Raw genomic sequence first — 17,081 nt, 5'->3', positions numbered from 1 at the left:
GATTGGCAGCTTCGCCCCCCTCACTTCTCCTGCCCCTTCAGGAACTGGCTGAGCAGGTCCACCGGCAGTGGGAAGACCACCGTGGAGGAGCGCTCGCCGGCGATGTCGTGCAGGGCTTCGAAATAGCGCAACTGCATGGCCTGCGGCTCTGCCGCGAGCATCTTGCCCGCCTCGACCAGCTTTGCCGCTGCCTGCTGCTCGCCATCGGCGTTGATCACCTTGGCGCGACGCAGCCGCTCGGCCTCTGCCTGCTTGGCAATGGCGCGGACCATGCTCTCGTTGAGGTCGACATGCTTGATCTCGACATTGGAGACCTTGATGCCCCAGGCATCGGTGCGCTGGTCGAGTATCTCCTGGATGTCGCTGTTGAGCTTGTCGCGTTCGGCCAGCATCTCGTCGAGCTCGTGCTTGCCGAGCACCGAGCGCAACGTGGTCTGCGCCAGCTGGTTGGTGGCGGCCATGAAATCCTCGACCTGGATAATCGCCCGCTCGGCATCGACGATGCGGAAATAGAGCACGGCGTTGACCTTGACCGAGACATTGTCGCGCGAAATGACATCCTGCGGCGGCACGTCCTGCACCACCACGCGCAGATCGACCCGCACCATCTGCTGGACGAAGGGCACCAGGATGATGAGGCCGGGTCCCTTGACCCCTGTGAAACGACCGAGCGTGAAGACCACGCCGCGCTCATATTCCCTGAGGATGCGGACGGCCGCCGCCAGGAAGATGAGCACGGCCACCGCGACGATGAGATAGGCCACGTAACCGACCATCATTTTACTGCTCCATTGTTGCTCGCATCGCGACGCCGCACCGTCAGCACGAGGTCGCTGACATCGGTCACCTCGACGTGGTCGCCGGGCTGCATCGGCTCGCCTGCCCTCGCCCGCCAGCGTTCGCCCAAGGCCAGCACATGGCCCTCGCCGCCCTGCCAGTCGAGGATCTCGACGGGAAGGCCGCGCATGGCCTCGCCGCCGACGCGCGGCGGGTTCCTGCGCGCCGCCCAGACATAGGTGCCGGTGAGCAGCGCCAGCCCCAAAGTCAGCGCGGCAGCGGAGCCGATGACGGCCCACGACATGGCAAAGCCCGGACCCTCGACCCTGAGCAGCATGGCCGAGCCGAGCAGGAAGGCGGCGACGCCGCCCAGTCCCAGCACCACGGTGGGGTTGAAGGCCTCGACGATCAGGAAGGCGACGCCGAGCAGCATCAGCGCGAGACCGGTATAGTTGATCGGCAAGAGGTTCAGCGCATAGAGCCCGAGCACCAGGCAGATGGTGCCGATGACGCCCGGCGCCACGGCGCCCGGGCTGGTGAACTCGAAGACGAGGCCGTAGACGCCGACCAGCATCAGGATGATTGCCGTGTTCGGGTCGGTGATGACGGCCAGCAGCCGGATGAACCAGCCGGGCTCCAGCGTCTCGACCGGCAGCCCTTTGGTCGCCAGAACCACTTTCCTGCCGGCGACCTCGACGGTGCGCCCGTCGGCAAGCTGCAAGAGCTCGGTCGTGTCGCGGGCGACGAAGTCGACGACATGTTCCTGCAGGGCGGCATTGGCCGACAGGCTCGCCGCCTCGCGCACCGCCTTCTCGCCCCAGTCGCCGTTGCGCCCGCGCATCTCGGCGAGCGAACGGATGAGCACCACCGCGTCGTTGGTCACCTTGGCCATCATCGCGTCGCCCGCCGGCTGCCCGGTGGCGTCCTTCTGGTCCTTGTCCTTCTCGGGGCCCGGAAGTGACGGCAAGCCGCCGAGTTCGACCGGCGTCGCCGCACCGAGATTGGTGCCGGGCGCCATTGCCGCGACATGGGTGGCGTAGAGGATGTAGGTGCCGGCGCTGGCCGCATGGCCGCCGGCTGGTGCGACATAGCCGATGACGGGCACCGGCGAGGCCAGAATGTCGGCGATCATCTCGCGCATCGAGGTGACAAGCCCGCCAGGTGTGTCGAGCTGAAGGATGAGGACCGCGGCATCGCGCTTGGCGGCGGTGTCGAGCGCTTCCTCGAGCTGCCTGGTGCTCGCCGGCCCGATGGCGCCGTCGATGGCGACGCTCAACGCGACCCTCCCGCTCCCGGCGGAGGCGAAGGGAGAAACGACGGCCGCGGCCATGAGAGCAGCGGCAAAAAGGGCCACCCGCGCGATGCTCACGCTCAAAGCTCCATGGTTCAAATATGGGTTGTGTCGCGGCGAAGTCCAATGGGGCGCAACCCGGCGGCGGCGCTGGTTCAGGCCGGCGTGCCGAAAAGCGCGGCTTAGGGAGATTGCGTTCTACCGGCGCTGCATGAAAAATCCGGCCCGGCTCGCGCGTCACCGCGCATCAGCCGGACCGGATTGTTTTCAACGATCGACGGGATCTCAGTAGTCGGAGCCGCCCTCGACGACGACCGGACGGTGATGGTGCCGGTGGCCGATCGAACCGGTGACGACGACGGTATCGTCGCGGCGGTGGTGGCGGTGACGCCAGCCGCGCTCGCCATTGTCATAGAAGGCGACCGTGCCGTGATGGCGATGGTGAAGACGGTGGCCTTCCTCATTGATGACGACCGCCGGGCGGTGGTGATAATAATGCCTGTGATGCGTCCTGATCATGATATCGGCCTCGGCCGCGGAAGCCACGGCAGGCGCGGCGACACAGAGCGCCAGGGCAGCAAGAAGCACTGTTTTCATTGCTCTATTCCTAATTCCTGAATCATCCCTTCGCCGTGTAAACCGCTGTTCGCCGCTTTGGTTCCGGCCCGGTTGCGTCGGGATGCGGGCTCGCGGCGGACGCGCGAACCCGCGTCGGCGGCGAGGCTCAGCCTCCATGCTGGCGCCGGAGCGCGACATAGCGCAGATAGGTCGCGGCGGCGGCATCGCAGGCGCGTCGCCCGCCGCCATTGGCCTCGATCATCGTCTTGGCCAGCCGCGGCGGCAGGCCGTATTTGCTGGCGAAGAACGCCGGCTCGTATGGCTGGTCTTCCGGATCGTCTATCGGTCTATCGAGGCTCATGTCTGCTCCCTTTGGGCGCGCGCGAAAATCGGCGCGCTTGCCAATGCGAAGGCGGGGCTTTGGTTGCGGCGCTCAGCCATCTTTGCAGGTCTGTCCGACTTCAGTCCGATGCGGGCCTCGGACCGTCGCCCGATCGGCGGAACGAAGGCCTTCCGCCCTCGTTTGCCGGCATCGGATTTCGCAGCATTGGGCTGCCAACTGGAGCAACGGACATGAACGACGACCGCAACAGTGTTCTGGAGGCGCGCTGGCTTCTCGCCGTGCCGGCCTCGATGCTGCTCACCGTCTTGATAGCCGGCCTGCTGCTTGGGTAATCGCCGATGAACCGTCTGCTGTTTCTGGCGGCCGATTTCCTGTCGCGGCCGCCCGGCTTCTACGCGCTGCTTGCCGCCATGGCCGCCTGCACGCTGCTGGTGCCGTTCGGCCTCACCAACGCTGTGACCTACGCACTGTCGGTGGCGGCCATCATCATCACCGGGGTGGTGCTCATCCAGGGTTACCGCGACACGGCGGCCATCCACGCCAAGCTCGACGAGATCGTCATCGCGCTCAAGCAAACGCGCAACGACGTGGTCGGGCTCGAACATGCGGAACCGCATGAGATCAAGTCGAAGCTGACGGAACTTGAGATGGAGGCCGAGCGCCTCGCGGCCGCGGCAACGTTGAACGACGCAAGGGATGAGGCCGGTGCCGCAGTGGGCGGGGGTTCGTTGGGGTAGCTGAGGCACCGGCCGAAGGGCGGAATGGGCACCGCCGCCTGACAAAGATAGGCTTCGCGGGCGGCGGCGAAATTACGCGATCGCGGAAGCCCCGAAACCATCCCAACGCATCGTTATCAGGCGGGCCGATCGGAACAAACGCCCGGGCATCGCCGTTTGCGGGGATGGTTATGTTCGCACCACTCGATATGCACGGCGAGAAGCGCGCCGATCTCCACCGGGCCGCAAAGCTGTCTATGCTTCATGACCGGGTGGTGAGGCGCTTCGACAAGGTCGACCATTCCGCCGATGCCGTCGAGATGGCCGCGGCCGCTTTCGTCGAGGCTACCCATCGGCCGACCATCATCGCCGCACCATTCAGGCCAGGCAGGAAACTTCAAACGACGGTCGGCTGGACACTCGGGCTGTGAGCTCCCGAGGGGCAGCAGGAAAGGATCAGTGGGGACGCCTGCTGCGTTCCCTGACCAGATCGCGCGTCCTCAATTCGGCATATACCGCCTCGCGGTCTCCACGATACCGCCCGAGCAATCTCATCGCCTCGTCGCGTTGCAGACGCCCGAGCTTCATCATAAAGCGAAGTTCACGTTCCGGAATCAGAGGCTGGTCTTCCCGCCGCCGCCACCAGGTTTCATGCATCGCTTCGACCTCCCCGCCACGCCGTCTTAACCGTTCGGCAGACCCGCTAGCGCGCCAAGCGCCCTGCCGGTGGAGACGTTATAGACCAGCCGTGCATTGGCCTGAGTGACAATGCCCACACTTCTCAGCCCTGGCACTTGCATTTGTTAGTGATGACGCTTCCTCCAATCGCCAACAACGCAATCACCATCGCAGCCACGACCAGCCCCGCCGCCACCGCAAAGGTCAATCCCATTCCGTGCGCGACAGATGCCGGTGCCGCCGCCGCGATATCCTTGGTGCCCACCGCGAAGGCGAACACCGCGCCCATCACCGCCGTGCCGGTGACGAGGCCGAGATTGCGCGAGAGGCTAAGCATGCCCGACACCACGCCGCGTTCGCTGCTGTCGACATCGGCCATGACGGCGGTGTTGTTGGCGGCCTGGAAGAGCTGGTAGCCGGGCGTGAGCAGGACGATCGCCGCCGCGTAGCCGGCGACGCCGAAGACGCCCGGCAGCCAGGCCAGCGCGGCGCATCCGGCGGCCATCAGCACCAGGCCGGCGATGACCATCGCGGCGGCGCCGAGGCGGTCGACGACGCGCCCGGCAAGGACGCCGCAGAAGGCTGAGACCACGGGGCCGATCGACAGCACGGCGCCGGTCTCAGCTTCGCTCAAGCCCAGCGCGCGCGACAGGAAGAACGGGCCGACCACCAGCGTCGCCATCATCACCGTCGAGACCAGCGCGTTCATGGCAAGGCTCGGCGCCAGCACCGCGTCGCGCAACAGCGTGACCTTGACCAGCGGCGACGCCACCCTGGCCTCGGCGACGACGAACAGCGCCGCGCCGGCCACTGCGACGGCGAGCAGCGCCAGGTTCAAGCCACCGAAATGGCCGCGCCCGATGGTCATGGCCAGCGCATAGGCGGCAAGCGTGGCGGCGAGCAGCAGCGTGCCCAGCATGTCGAAGCCTCCTCTCGCCTCTCCACCGGCGGCGCCCGGCTTGCGTGCGGCACCCGTAGCGTCGCCCGCCGGCAGAAAACGCCAGGCGGCGGCCACCGCGACGACGCCGAGCGCGGCGTTGACGAGGAAGATCGAGCGCCAGCCGACAGCGGCGATCAGCACGCCGCCGAGCGAAGGCCCGAGCGCGGTGCCGATTGCCGACATGGTGCCGAGCAGGCCCATGGCGCTGCCGGTGCGCTCCTTCGGCACCGTCTCGCCGACGAAGGCGATCGTCAGCGCCATCATCACCGCCGCGCCCAGGCCTTGTACGGCGCGCGCGGCGATCAGCAGCGCCAGCGACGGCGCCAGTGCCGCGGCAAACGACGCGGCGCTGAACAGCGCGAGGCCGGCGATCAGCAGCAGCCGGCGGCCGACGAGATCGCCGAGGCGCCCGACGCTGACGATCAGCGCGGTGATGGCGAGCAGATAGGCGAGCACTACCCATTGCACCGCCGGGAAGGAGGCGGCGAAGGCCAGGCTCAGCGTCGGCAGCGCGACATTGGCGATGCTGGTGCCGAGCGAGGAAATCAGCATGGCGAGCGAGAGGCTGGCCAGCGCGCCCGCCGTCGAATGGCGCACGGGCGCGGCGCGGGTTTCGGCAATGTCGGCCATGATGTCTTCTCCATCGATTTGAATTTCGCGGGGAAGATAGGCGCGCGGCTGATATGGCGGAATGCGCAGCATTTGCACTTCATCAGTGCATCAAACGCCATGTCATCGAGCGACAGCCATGCTATGGTTGCGCTTATGTCGCGACCCGATCTCAACCTGCTCGTCACGCTGGACGTGCTGCTTGCCGAAGGCAGCGTCGCCAAAGCGGCGCGGCGCCTGAAGCTCAGCCCCTCGGCGATGAGCCGGGCGCTGGCGCGGCTGCGCGAGGCGACCGGCGATCCGCTGCTGGTGCGCGCCGGGCGCGGCCTGATGCCGACACCGCGCGCCATCGAGCTCGGCGCCGAGGTCGGCCGGCTGGTGAAGGAAGCTGAAGCGGTGCTGCGGCCCGCCGAGCGGCTCGATCTGGCTCGGCTCACCCGCAGCTTCACCTTGCGCAATAGCGACGGCTTCGTCGAGAATTTCGGCCCGGCGCTGCTGGCCCGCGTGGCTAAGGAAGCGCCGGGCGTGCAGTTGCGCTTCGTGCCCAAGCCCGACAAGGACAGCGGCCCGATGCGCGAGGGCGCGGTCGATCTGGAGACCGGCGTTGTCGGCGGCTCGACCGGGCCGGAGGTCCGCGCGCAGGCGCTGTTCCGCGACCGCTTCGTCGGCGTCGTGCGCGCCGGCCATCCCTTGAGCGAAGGCAAGATCAGCGCCGCACGCTTCGCTGCCGGCCGCCATATACTGATCTCGCGACGTGGCCTCGATCGCGGCCCGGTGGATGACGCGCTGGAACTCGCCGGACTGACGCGGACGATCGCCACCGTGGTCGGCGGCTTCGCCGAGGCGCTGGCGCTGGCGCGCGGATCGGACCTCATCGCCACCGTGCCGGAGCGCTATACCGGCACGCTACGCGACGGCCTGTTCAGCTTCGCGCCGCCGGTGAAGCTCGCCGCGCTGACGATCTCGCTTCTGTGGCATCCGAGGCTCGACGCCGACCCGGCGCATCGCTGGCTGCGCGGGCTGGTGCGGGACGTGTGTGGCGGGCGCAGCGCCTGACCTTTCCGGTGGGCAAGGATGCCGCGAGAGGAACCGCTGACCATCTCGCCAACCTCCGCCCTCGCCGCCGAGGCCATGACGAAAGTCATATTGCCGGAACATTAGATACGGCTAATTATACCGATTGAGCCAACGTTCCTCGCGCGGAACCCGAAGCCGGCCTTGGACGTTGCTGGGCGCTTGGGAAGGAGGCGGGAGGCGGATTGAGCGATTTCAGGAGATTTGCCTGCCCTTTGTGCCAGGGCGCGGGCAAGGTGTTCGTCTGCGAGAAATGGACTCTCTCCAACGGCACATGCTGTCCGCCGGGCACGCTGCACGACAATTGCCCTGGACAACGGGTTCCCTGCCAGGCCTGCAACGGAACCGGCCTGCGCGGCTACGGCGCGCCCTCGGTGCTGCAGGATTAGCCCTGCCCGCTTCCTGGTTCAGCGCCTTCCCCGGAACAGCCTAAGTGCTGGCGCCGCCCATCAGCGCGGCGACCAGTGTCGCCAGGAAGACAAGCAGGCCCAATGCGACCCGATCCAGCCATGACCGCCGTCTGGCGAGAACCTCGAACAACCGATTGGCCATCGCAACTTCCCCCGTTGGATGCACGGCATTGTACCACGTCTTTCCCGAGCACATCATGAAACGTCTTACAAAGGTTATCGGATGCCCTCGAAGACCGCAGCCGGGCACCAATGCTGCACTGCCGAATTACCCCCAAAAAAAGTCGGGGTTGTGGCAAGGCCTCGACCGGCGAAAAATCAGCCTATTCAAGCGGATAAGCATATATCCCCGGCGAAGCCCGCAGGCTGCCTGAAAAGCCCGGAAATCCGCCATTTCGCGGTCTTGCGCCGCGGCTTGGGCGTGACGAAAAAGGTCGCTTTCGGCCCGAAAAGACGGCCAAAAAGCGCTTGCCGGCCGCCGGCCGGCGGCGTTGACAGGACACGGCGCCAATGGCACTGCGCAATCACTGGTCACGCCATGACCGTTGCTGTTGGGGACGGACGGGGTTTCAGCAGCTTGGCGGCGGCGCCGGACGGGCGGGCACCTGCGTGTGTACCGCCCGCTCCTGGCCGGGCCGGCTTCCATCTCTAAGATCGCCTGCTTGAAACCGCCCGAAGGCGCCGAGGCGTTCTTCGATCTCAGCTTTCCCGGAATATCAGAAAGAAAAGCCGGAAGACGGCACGGCGGCCGTCACCGCGGAAAGCCTGTCACGCCTGGCAAGCGTCGGTTTGCAGTACGACTTCTTCATCGGCTGTCTCGACCCGGTCGACGACGAAAGATGGGACAGTAAGATATGCCCGGCGTCCGCCGCGTCAAGAAAACTTCCTTGCTTGTTGCAACCTCTATGGTCGACGCAAGATCGTTGCGAGAAGATGGACCCCGTTGCGCGCCGGAGCCGGACAAGCGCGGCGCCAAAAAAGACAGGGCTAACCGATGTCGGCCAAATACCTCAGAGATCGTTACGATGTTGAACCCCTGAGGCTGAAGCCTGACGAATCCGCCCGCGACTTAACCCTGATTGAGGCCGTATCCTCACTCGGATTGAGCGGCACTGTCTTCCATCTGATGAGAGACATACCGGACCAATATGATGACGAATACGTCGTGCTTATCGATGCAAAAATCGTGGTCCAATTTGAAATGCAGCGCGCCGCCGGAGCTTCTCCGGAGGACGTAAAGATCTGGTTCCTCGCAGAGTATCGACGCGAGATAGGACAGGGCCGGGACAGAATCCTATTGGACCGAGCTGCCGAAGTTGCGCGTTCGATTGTTTCAAGCTGACCCGCTGCCGAAATCTGGCGACATGAACTCGGCGAAGACACGGCCGAAAGAATTGGCCGGCGAGCCGATAGGCGCGCCAGCCAATTTTACCCGCGCGCCGATGTCACGGCTTGAGGATCGAGGCGCTCGCGACGACGCTCGATAGCTTCTGGCGCTTCGACAGCACCGGCTTCTCGTAAGTCTTCTTCATAGGTAACCCCTTTGCCCAGTTTCGCGCCCGCAACACGCAGCGCGAAGAGGTTGCCGTCAAAGAACATTTGCGTGATCGACGTGCAATGAGGACCGACCACAACCGAACGCATGCGGGTTGTGGCGCGCCGGCAACATCCGGCGTCACCGTCTTGGCCCCGGCTTAGCCGGCGTGCCGCAGCCAGTGGCGGTCGAACACGTCGAGGATGGCGCGGAAGTCGGCAGGCGGGATCTGGATGGCGCTGTCGCCGCTGTCGGCGTCGAGGAACCCGTCGAGTTGCCGGTCGACCGCTTCCGGATGCTCCAGGGCTACGCCGAGGCTCGCCAGGTCGGCGGCGATCGAGCCGCCGGCCGGCATGTATCCGCCCCATGTTCCGGTGCCGGGTGACGCATCGCGCAGCCGCACCAGCAGAATCCTGGTCAACGAGGGCTGGGCTTCGGGGCCGATGACGGCGGAGCCGCACATATAGCCGCCGAGCGCGCTGACCGGCTGCGTCTGCGGAAACAGGCAAAGGAAGAACTGCGTGTCGCCGCCGACATCCTTGAGATGCAGGTAGAGGCCGCGCTTTGCCGGCATCACCGGGCCGACGAGCTGCAGGTGGCCCGTCGGTAAAATCTCGTTGTAGGTTGCCGTCAGCCCATGCGCGCCCGGCCCCGCCTCGATCGACAGGCGGCCCTTGATCATCTGGCCGCGATAATAGGGCGACCAGGCGCGCGAATAACAGGCGTAGGACCCGACTAGCCCGGAGCCGACACCGCGCTCGTCATGCGCGGAAGCGTCGAACTGCATGCCGGCGCGACGCTCCAGTTCGGCGCTGTCGATGCCGTGCCGGGCAGCGATCGTGGCGGTAAAGGCCGGCAGCTCGCTCTCGGCGACCCAGGCACCGGGCTGTTCCAGCCCGAGCAGCCTCGCCCAGTCGTCATAGACGCTGACCTGGCGCGGCTGCGCGCGGCCCTGCAGCCATTTGTCGGCGCGGCCGAGATCGAACGTCGTCTTCGGGTTGATGGCGCGGAACGCCGCCGCGAGCTCCTTGCGGGTCACCGTTCCGAGCACGGCCGACGTCAGCCTCAGTTTCTGCGCGATATGCTGCGCCATGCCGCGAGCACCTCACTGCCTTTCGCCGCCAGGGCGTCACGGCGATCGGCGGGATTCGCCGAGATGCCCTGAAGATTGACCCAGCCGTTCGGCCTCGCTGATTTCCACTTCCTAATATTACAGGAATTCCAAAGATTTCCAGAATATTCCACGCGCGTCGTCTTTGCGACCGGGCGACCAGCGCTAGGCTCGCCTCGGGGTGGGTGCAGGGGAGTGTCATGAAAGTCGTTCTATCCGTGCTTCTCGTAGCGCTTGCGCTGTCGCAAGCCGCCGAAGCCAAGACCAAAAACCTGGCGACCGAGACAAGAACCAGCGCCGAGAAATGCCGGCCACCGCTCGACCAGACGAGCACCGGCGGCATTGCGCCCGCCGGCGTCAAGACGACGCCGCAAGGCGAACCGGGCCAGGCCTATCCGCCGGCGCTGTGGATCCATTTCTAGCGCGGGAGACCGCGTTCCCCGGTGGCGCATCGGGTCGGCGAGGAAACGGAAACGGCCCGCAGAGGCCGGACCAGAGCCATCCGGCCAGCCTGAGGGTCGGGGGCTTGGCGTGCCGGCGGCAGCTGGCACCCGCCCGCGCGGATCGCAAAGCTGCGGCCCGCGCGGGTTCAGGCTTTTTGGGCCCAGCGAACTTAGGCCCACGTCATCCTTGACGAATGGACGGCGAACCGGAAAGCTCGGACACGGCGCTGAAATGGCGTCGAGGGGAAACCGCGCCATGCCGGGTGCCGACGAAAAGCTTGCCGCGCTCGGCATCGTGCTGCCGCCGCCCTTGAAACTTGCGCCGGGCATGGTTCTGCCCTTTCCCTGGGTCAATGTGCGCGGCGACCGCGCCTACATCTCCGGCCACGGGCCGCAGGAGCCGGACGGCTCGCTCGCCGGTCCGTTCGGCGCCGTGGGCGAGAGCGTGTCGCTCGACCAGGCGCGAGCCTCGGCCCGCAAGGTCGGGCTGTCGATGCTCGGCAGCCTGAAACGCGAACTCGGCAGCCTCGACCGCATCACCGGCTGGTGCCGCGTGCACGGCATGGTCAATTCGGCAATGCGCTTCACCGAGACGCCGGCGGTGATGAATGGCTTTTCGGAACTCATCCTCGAGGTCTTCGGGTCGGAGATCGGGCGCCATGCGCGCACGGCCATCGGCGTCGCCGCCCTGCCCTTGAATTTCCCGGTCGAGATCGAGGCGGAAGTGACGATCGAGAGGTGATTGGCTTGACCAGCTTATCGGCGGCGCGATAGGCGGGCGCACAGCCATCCAACCGATGAAAGATCCACCATGACAGACGTAAGAGACAGCAACGGCACGCCGCTGAAGGATGGCGACTCCGTGACCCTGATCAAGGACCTCAAGGTCAAGGGCACGTCCGAGACGATCAAGCGCGGCACGCTGGTGAAGAACATCCGCCTCAACGGCAATCCCGGCGAGATCGAATGCAGCACCAAGCAGGTGAAGGGCCTGGTGCTGAAGACGGAGTTCCTGAAGAAGGCGTGATAACGGTGTTCCTCGCCCCACATAGTGGGCACGAAGTGGGGAGAGGTGGCTCGGCAAAGCCGAGACGGAGAGGGGAATGCCTTACGAAACCCCCTCTCCGTCCGCTTCGCGGCCACCTCTCCCCAGCCTCTGGCAGGGGCGAGGAACCCAAGAACTGACAGGCTGGCGGGACAGCGCCCCCCTCTGCCCTGCCGGGCATCTCCCCCACAAGGGGGGAGATCGGCAGTTCCGGCGCTGCCGTGCGCCCTCGCCACCTCCCCTTATGTTGCGCTGCGTTAGATTTGTTGCATTGCGATATCGACGCCCAGGGCCGAGGCTTTGCCGCAGGCGGGATACGAACGAACAGTCAAGAGGTTCGTATTCGTGTCAGCATCAGCGCAGGATTTCCGGCCCGATATCGAAGGATTGCGGGCGCTGGCCGTGGCGGGCGTCGTCGCCTACCATTTCGGCCTGACGGCGCTGCCCGGCGGCTTTGCCGGGGTCGACGTCTTCTTCGTGATCTCGGGCTATCTGATCACCCGCCACCTCGTCGCCGAGATTTCCGACACCGGCCGGCTCGACCTGTTGCGCTTCTACGCCCGGCGCGCGCGCAGGCTGTTGCCGGTGGCGCTGTTCGTCATCGCCGCGACGCTTGCCGCCGGCGCGGTCATCCTGTCGCCGGAGGAGCAGGCGCTCTATTCCAAGGGCGCGATGTTCGCCCCGGCCTATATGATCAACCTGTGGCTGATCCGCTGGTCGTTCGACTATTTCGCCAATGACGCCACATCGAACCCGTTCATCCACTACTGGTCGCTGTCGGTCGAGGAGCAGTTCTATCTCGCCTGGCCGGCGCTCCTGATGCTGGCTGCGTGGCTAGAGCGTTTCACCGTTTCACGGAAACGGCGAACCGCTCCAGCTTTTCATTTTGACGCAATTCCGGACGGAAAACCGCTGCGCACTTTTCCTGGAATTGCTCTGCAACCCGGCAAGCGCGCCATCATCGTCGCGATCGGCGCCGTCGGCCTCGTTTCCTTCATCCTCTGCGCCTGGCTGACGAGCGTATCGCAGCCCTGGGCCTTCTATTTTTCGCCGCTGCGCGCATGGGAATTTGCCGCCGGCGGCCTCGCATCGATGATGCCGGCGCGGCTGTTGCAGGAGCGTCCGCTGCTGGGGCGGGCGTTGAGCCTGACCGGCTTGACGATGATCGGGGTCGCTTATCTCACCTTCAGCGAGGACGCTCCCTTCCCCGGCTTTCTGGCGCTTCTGCCTGTCGCCGGCACGGTCCTTCTGCTCAAGGCGGGAGCGGCCGGCGCCAGGGTCGGCACTCCTCGTTCACCCAATTCCGAACGGAATTGGGTGAACGCCGCCCTGGCGCTGTCGCCTTTGCAATGGATCGGCAAGCTCTCCTATTCGATCTATCTCTGGCACTGGCCGGAATCGTCTATGCCGGCATGCTGGCGCCGGAGTTGACGGCTGCCGAGCGGCTCTACTGCCTGGCACTGACGCTGGTGCTTTCCACCTTCAGCTACCATGTCATCGAGAACCCGATCCGCCGCAACGGCTGGCTGATGGCCAATGCGGCGCGGGCGCTGGTGCCGGCCCTCCTCCTGACCGGCACCGGCGTCGCAGCCGCCTATGGCAATGCCAGGCTCGCCGTGCACGATCTCGATCCGGAACAGCGTATCATCGCCGCCAGCGCCGCCGAACCGTCCACGGCGCGCGCCAAGCCGGGCTGCGTGCAGGACTACGAGACGGTGACGCCGAAGCCTTGCGCGTTCGGCGATGGCCGGCGCGTCATCGCTCTCTTCGGTGACTCCCACGCCGACCATTGGTCGACGCCGCTGATCGAGGCCGGCCGCAAGAACGGCTACCGGGTGGTGACCTGGCTGAAGAACTCCTGCCGCGCCTCGCGCATCAGCGTCTGGTCGTCCGATCTCAAGCGCCCCTACGCCGAATGCGATCGCTGGCGCGAGCAGGCGATCAACGAGATCATTCAGGCGAAGCCGGCGCTGGTGGTCATCTCGGAGCTGGCGCTGACCAGCGGGCGAAAGATGGCGGGCCGCGGCGGCGATACGCAAAGCCAGGACGCCGACTGGCGGGCCGGCCTGCGCTCCACCCTCACCAGCCTCAGCAAGGCCGGCCTCAAAGTGGCCTTCATCCGTGACGTGCCGTTCAACAACGCCAATGTCGACACCTGCGTGGCGCGGGCGCTGTGGCGGGACGAAACGCCCTCGCGCTGCGACCAGACGCGCGCCTATGCCGCCAACGACGCCATGGCGGCGGTGGAACGCGACATCGTCGACAGCATCCCCAACGCCGCCTATGTCGACCTCACCGACCGCTTCTGCAGCGCCACCATTTGCCACGTCTTCATCGACGGCAAGCTCGCCTTCCGCGACCAGCACCATATGGCGACGCCGTTCGCGCAATCGCTGGAGCCGGAGGTGGAGAAAAGGGTGATTTCGAAGGTGGGGCAGTAGGGGCGACGCCCACTCCTTCGTCATTCTAGGGCGGAGCAAGGAGCGCAGCGACGCGCGCAGACCCTAGAATCCATGCCGTTACGCTAAGGCGTTGCGGCGGTTGCAGAATTCGGCACCGCTGCACCCTACGGCAAGAGTCACGGCATGGATACTCGGGTCAAGCCCGAGTATGACGACCGGAGGGGCGTCGGCGCTTCACGCGCGGCGACCCCCTCTGTCGCCTTTTCGGCGACATTTCCCCCTCGAGAGGGAAGATCATCCGACCCTCACCCCACCGCAACCACAAAATGCTTGGTCACCGGCTCAAGGATCTTCCAGGTGCCCTTGAAGTCCGCCTCGACCACGAAGGCGTCGCCGGGGCCGACCTCGACCGGCTCGCCGCCGTCGGGCGTGATGACGATGCGGCCGGCGATCATGTGGACGAATTCATAGTCGGTGTAGGTGGCGTGGTAGGTGCCGGGCGAGGCGCGCCAGGTGCCGGACATCACCTTGCCGTCCTCGGTGGTGTGCTGCACGGCGGTCTGCATGGTCGGGTGGCCCTCGACGGCGACCCAGCCCGGCAGGTCGCCGCCATCGGCATGCTCGACGGCGCCGAATTTGAGGATGGTGGGTCTGGTCATGGAGGGCTCCTGGGTTTGCCGGTATTGGCTGGCGACGGCATAGCCGATGACGGCATGCGTTGCACGCGGCGATGCGACAACGGGAGGTGATGCGGCGACGCATGCCTTCGGCTTTGCCGGGCGGCTAAAGATCCTGCGGGCTTCACATCCGCCGCCTTGGAATCAAAAAGCCCGCCGGATGGCGGGCCTTCAGTTTTCCGGCTAGCTCAGGTTAGAACGGAAGATGGTGGCCTGGCGGTGATGTCGCTCAGCTTTTCGCGCCTGGCCAGAACAGGCTTCTCATAGATCTTCTTCAAAAGTGCCCCCTTTCAAGGTTCCAAGGTCCGCATGTGGAACCTTACAGCTGCCGCGGGCGATAGGCTGTAGCGCACCAGCAACACTCCAGCACCGCCATGGGTCGCGTCGCGGCCGCCCGGTCTGAGCGGCGCGTGACGTTGCATTGGCTTGCACGCTGCCTGTTATGACTGCTGTTGGTGCAGCCCGTCCTGTCGCCCGGTCACTGAGGACGAGGTCGCCGACGGCCATACCATTCCGCCTCGACATCGCGCATGACGGCCTGTGCGGCCAGGAGATCGTTGGCCATTTCATAAAGCTGCTCGTCGGTGAGATTGCGCAACACAGTCTCGTCGAAGCTGTCCTGCTTGGGCGCGGTCTCGGCAACGTCAGTCTGAGTGCTTGCCATGGGGGCGATCCTCCACCTTGCGGCAAGAAACACTTGACGGGCTCTAATGTTCCAAGGCTCGGGAACAAGGTGTCCAGCCCGGGCTCCGCGCCGTCTTATCCTGCATTCGGGGGATGTGGACTTCCGGGAGCCACGCTAATCAGACATGGATTCCGGGGCAAATCGCGGGCAGACACTGATATGCGGAAGCACGCCGCCGCCTCGGGCATGATCTCGGAACTATCCGCCTCGCAACCACGCGAGGTGCCATCCGACTACCGGTTGAGCCACGCCAAGCGGGGCTACGGTGCAAACTACAACCAGACCTATCAATCCGGTTACTATGCCGCTCTTTGGGAAAAGATCGAGAGGCCGATCGTTGAAGATATCCTCGCTTCGCTCGGCGGCGAGGGTCGCAAATGCCTCGACTTTGCTTGCGGCACCGGTCGGATAACTAACGTGGCTGCCGGATTTTTCGACGAGGTCGTCGGCGTCGATGTATCCAAATCGATGCTCACCTCGGCCGTGCCGGTTGGAAACGCGAACCTTTTGCTGAGAGACATCACCAAAAAGCCTTTGCGAGACACCTTTGACGTCGTCACGGCATTCCGCTTCTTTCTGAACGCCGAAGACAGTCTACGGCGGGATGCGCTCTCTGCCATACGCGGCCATCTTGCCGAGGGCGGCCGCATGGTTTGCAACATTCACGTCAATGCAAGTTCACCGACTGGATTGGCATCCAGGTTGCTCAACAGGGCCCTCGGACGGACGGTCTATAACACATTGAGCATCGACGGCATGCGCGAGTTTCTTACCGAGGCTGGGTTCGTCGTCGAGAAAGTCATCTCGTACGGCTTTCTGCCCAGACCGGGCCGGTTCGCACCGAGCCTGTGCGCGACATTGCTCGAGCCCACTGAACGGTGCTGCAAGGCGCTTGGCGTTCCTTCCCGGATGGCCCAGCACTTCATCTTTGTTGCCAGCAAACCGGTTCGGCCCCAACCTCGAGGGTGATCGCTATCGGAAAATTGGGTCGGAGCCCCGCGTCATTCGTTCGGATGGCGGTCGTTTTAGCAATCTCTCATATAAATTGGTCAGCCGGTGCCCGTGAGTATCTAGTCGTGCCCCGCCGGTCAGGCCCGGCCTGTGGCCTACCCCGCTGCCGGCCGGGCCGCCAAGAAAGCCGCCTTTCTTGACTTTGCCGTTCGGTGGAATTCACCGCGCAACCTGCTTGCTGGCGAGGCAGGGGCAGCGACGTTAGGCCTATTGCGATCGGGCATTCGGTCCAAATTGCCGGTCTTCATCACGCCGAATAACTTCGCACCGAGGCGAAAGGCAGGGGCGCATGGCGGGCAAACGGACGATAGCGGTCAAAGACTGGTCTTGCGCCATGAGTGACGAGATCGGCCGGGTGGTCCTGGCCATAAACTCGACCGAAGGCGAAACGACCTACATTCTCATGACCATCTTCCAGGCGGCGAAAATGGCCCAGGAACTGCGGTCGCCGAAGCTGGTTCCCCGCTACGACATATAGCCGGCGCCGAGCGGCACATGGGCTGGGCGGCCCATGAAAAAGCCCGCCGGCCGAAGCCGACGGGCCGATCTGTGCGCCCCTTTCCCAGATGGTCCGCCCGACCCAGGAACCCCGCACAAGAGACTCCTAATATAATCTCGACTGAAGCGCTGTAGCTTGGCGGCAACAATCACGAGGATTCACAACGGCGACGACCGATCCGACGGCCTACGTGATCGCGCCATGTCGCCGGCCTGTATTTTAGCTATCTTGAATATGCGGCGAAATTGCCGTGGCCGGCGTCCTGCCCACCCCACCCT

Annotated in this window: 23 protein-coding genes; 12 read left to right on the top strand and 11 right to left on the bottom strand. The window is 65.2% G+C overall.

Annotation, left to right across the window (positions count from 1 at the left end; all coding sequences use genetic code 11):
* Positions 1 to 20 precede the first annotated feature (20 nt).
* From DPM33_RS31580 to DPM33_RS31565, 4 genes are all read right to left on the bottom strand, one after another.
* Positions 21 to 779 (bottom strand): slipin family protein, encoded by a 759-nt coding sequence (locus DPM33_RS31580; RefSeq protein ID WP_112101279.1) that lies wholly within the window; start codon positions 777 to 779, stop codon positions 21 to 23.
* A complete protein-coding gene (locus tag DPM33_RS31575; protein WP_112101332.1) occupies positions 776 to 2,146 on the bottom strand; it encodes an NfeD family protein in 1,371 nt (456 codons plus the stop codon). The genes DPM33_RS31580 and DPM33_RS31575 overlap by 4 nt, the downstream gene beginning before the upstream one ends.
* Positions 2,147 to 2,353: 207 nt before the next feature.
* On the bottom strand, positions 2,354 to 2,665 hold the full coding sequence (locus DPM33_RS31570) for a hypothetical protein (protein WP_112101278.1): 312 nt from the start codon (positions 2,663 to 2,665) through the stop codon (positions 2,354 to 2,356).
* A gap of 127 nt (positions 2,666 to 2,792) precedes the next feature.
* Positions 2,793 to 2,987 (bottom strand): hypothetical protein, encoded by a 195-nt coding sequence (locus tag DPM33_RS31565; RefSeq protein WP_112101277.1) that lies wholly within the window; start codon positions 2,985 to 2,987, stop codon positions 2,793 to 2,795.
* Between the two features lie 320 nt (positions 2,988 to 3,307).
* Here DPM33_RS31565 and DPM33_RS31560 point away from each other — a divergent pair, with 320 nt between their 5' ends.
* Both DPM33_RS31560 and DPM33_RS31555 read left to right on the top strand, forming a co-directional pair.
* Entirely contained in the window at positions 3,308 to 3,706 is a 399-nt protein-coding gene (locus tag DPM33_RS31560) for a low affinity iron permease family protein (protein WP_112101276.1), read from the top strand.
* Positions 3,707 to 3,876: 170 nt separating this feature from the next.
* Complete coding sequence (locus tag DPM33_RS31555) at positions 3,877 to 4,116, top strand: hypothetical protein (RefSeq protein WP_112101275.1); 240 nt, start codon at positions 3,877 to 3,879, stop codon at positions 4,114 to 4,116.
* Between the two features lie 25 nt (positions 4,117 to 4,141).
* Here the strand turns inward: DPM33_RS31555 and DPM33_RS35995 are convergent, their stop codons facing one another.
* A complete protein-coding gene (locus tag DPM33_RS35995) occupies positions 4,142 to 4,342 on the bottom strand; it encodes a hypothetical protein (protein ID WP_146770357.1) in 201 nt (66 codons plus the stop codon).
* Positions 4,343 to 4,466: 124 nt separating this feature from the next.
* Entirely contained in the window at positions 4,467 to 5,933 is a 1,467-nt protein-coding gene (locus tag DPM33_RS31545) for an MFS transporter (RefSeq protein WP_245442557.1), read from the bottom strand.
* Positions 5,934 to 6,068: 135 nt separating this feature from the next.
* On the opposite strand from DPM33_RS31545, the gene DPM33_RS31540 reads away from it, so the two are divergent.
* Positions 6,069 to 6,968, top strand: coding sequence for a LysR family transcriptional regulator (locus DPM33_RS31540; protein ID WP_112101331.1), 900 nt, complete (start codon positions 6,069 to 6,071; stop codon positions 6,966 to 6,968).
* Positions 6,969 to 7,171: 203 nt separating this feature from the next.
* Positions 7,172 to 7,375: a hypothetical protein gene (locus tag DPM33_RS35990; protein ID WP_146770356.1), complete on the top strand. Its 204-nt coding sequence runs from the start codon at positions 7,172 to 7,174 to the stop codon at positions 7,373 to 7,375.
* A gap of 40 nt (positions 7,376 to 7,415) precedes the next feature.
* On the opposite strand, the gene DPM33_RS37550 is transcribed toward DPM33_RS35990, so the two are convergent.
* On the bottom strand, positions 7,416 to 7,538 hold the full coding sequence (locus DPM33_RS37550) for a hypothetical protein (RefSeq protein WP_263497842.1): 123 nt from the start codon (positions 7,536 to 7,538) through the stop codon (positions 7,416 to 7,418).
* 852 nt (positions 7,539 to 8,390) lie between these two features.
* Here DPM33_RS37550 and DPM33_RS31535 point away from each other — a divergent pair.
* Positions 8,391 to 8,738: a hypothetical protein gene (locus tag DPM33_RS31535; protein WP_112101272.1), complete on the top strand. Its 348-nt coding sequence runs from the start codon at positions 8,391 to 8,393 to the stop codon at positions 8,736 to 8,738.
* Between the two features lie 86 nt (positions 8,739 to 8,824).
* Here DPM33_RS31535 and DPM33_RS36460 read toward each other — a convergent pair whose 3' ends face one another.
* Positions 8,825 to 9,040: a hypothetical protein gene (locus DPM33_RS36460; protein WP_167449279.1), complete on the bottom strand. Its 216-nt coding sequence runs from the start codon at positions 9,038 to 9,040 to the stop codon at positions 8,825 to 8,827.
* A 50-nt stretch (positions 9,041 to 9,090) separates the two neighbouring features.
* Positions 9,091 to 10,023, bottom strand: a complete 933-nt coding sequence (locus DPM33_RS31525) for a hypothetical protein (protein ID WP_112101270.1) — start codon at positions 10,021 to 10,023, stop codon at positions 9,091 to 9,093.
* 218 nt (positions 10,024 to 10,241) lie between these two features.
* Here DPM33_RS31525 and DPM33_RS31520 point away from each other — a divergent pair, with 218 nt between their 5' ends.
* From DPM33_RS31520 to DPM33_RS37670, 5 genes are all read left to right on the top strand, one after another.
* Positions 10,242 to 10,463, top strand: a complete 222-nt coding sequence (locus DPM33_RS31520) for a hypothetical protein (protein WP_112101269.1) — start codon at positions 10,242 to 10,244, stop codon at positions 10,461 to 10,463.
* Positions 10,464 to 10,716: 253 nt separating this feature from the next.
* Positions 10,717 to 11,226 (top strand): RidA family protein, encoded by a 510-nt coding sequence (locus DPM33_RS31515; protein ID WP_425373605.1) that lies wholly within the window; start codon positions 10,717 to 10,719, stop codon positions 11,224 to 11,226.
* A gap of 69 nt (positions 11,227 to 11,295) precedes the next feature.
* Entirely contained in the window at positions 11,296 to 11,511 is a 216-nt protein-coding gene (locus DPM33_RS31510; RefSeq protein WP_112101267.1) for an alkylphosphonate utilization protein, read from the top strand.
* A 363-nt stretch (positions 11,512 to 11,874) separates the two neighbouring features.
* A complete protein-coding gene (locus DPM33_RS37675; protein WP_112101265.1) occupies positions 11,875 to 12,960 on the top strand; it encodes an acyltransferase family protein in 1,086 nt (361 codons plus the stop codon).
* On the top strand, positions 12,879 to 13,970 hold the full coding sequence (locus DPM33_RS37670) for an SGNH hydrolase domain-containing protein (RefSeq protein WP_146770354.1): 1,092 nt from the start codon (positions 12,879 to 12,881) through the stop codon (positions 13,968 to 13,970). The genes DPM33_RS37675 and DPM33_RS37670 overlap by 82 nt, the downstream gene beginning before the upstream one ends.
* 266 nt (positions 13,971 to 14,236) lie before the next feature.
* On the opposite strand, the gene DPM33_RS31490 is transcribed toward DPM33_RS37670, so the two are convergent.
* The gene (locus tag DPM33_RS31490; RefSeq protein ID WP_112101263.1) at positions 14,237 to 14,590 is read right to left on the bottom strand and encodes a cupin domain-containing protein; all 354 of its coding nucleotides are present in this window, start codon (positions 14,588 to 14,590) and stop codon (positions 14,237 to 14,239) included.
* A 496-nt stretch (positions 14,591 to 15,086) separates the two neighbouring features.
* Positions 15,087 to 15,272, bottom strand: a complete 186-nt coding sequence (locus DPM33_RS31485) for a hypothetical protein (protein ID WP_112101262.1) — start codon at positions 15,270 to 15,272, stop codon at positions 15,087 to 15,089.
* Between the two features lie 207 nt (positions 15,273 to 15,479).
* On the opposite strand from DPM33_RS31485, the gene DPM33_RS31480 reads away from it, so the two are divergent.
* Positions 15,480 to 16,262 (top strand): class I SAM-dependent methyltransferase, encoded by a 783-nt coding sequence (locus tag DPM33_RS31480; protein WP_112101330.1) that lies wholly within the window; start codon positions 15,480 to 15,482, stop codon positions 16,260 to 16,262.
* Between the two features lie 376 nt (positions 16,263 to 16,638).
* Positions 16,639 to 16,782, top strand: a complete 144-nt coding sequence (locus tag DPM33_RS31475) for a hypothetical protein (RefSeq protein WP_167449278.1) — start codon at positions 16,639 to 16,641, stop codon at positions 16,780 to 16,782.
* Positions 16,783 to 17,081: the final 299 nt, after the last annotated feature.

The sequence above is a fragment of the Mesorhizobium hawassense genome (assembly GCF_003289945.1).
Taxonomy (GTDB): domain Bacteria; phylum Pseudomonadota; class Alphaproteobacteria; order Rhizobiales; family Rhizobiaceae; genus Mesorhizobium; species Mesorhizobium hawassense.
The sequence above is the reverse complement of the archived record's forward strand: the minus strand, read 5'-3'. Positions and strand labels throughout refer to the sequence as shown.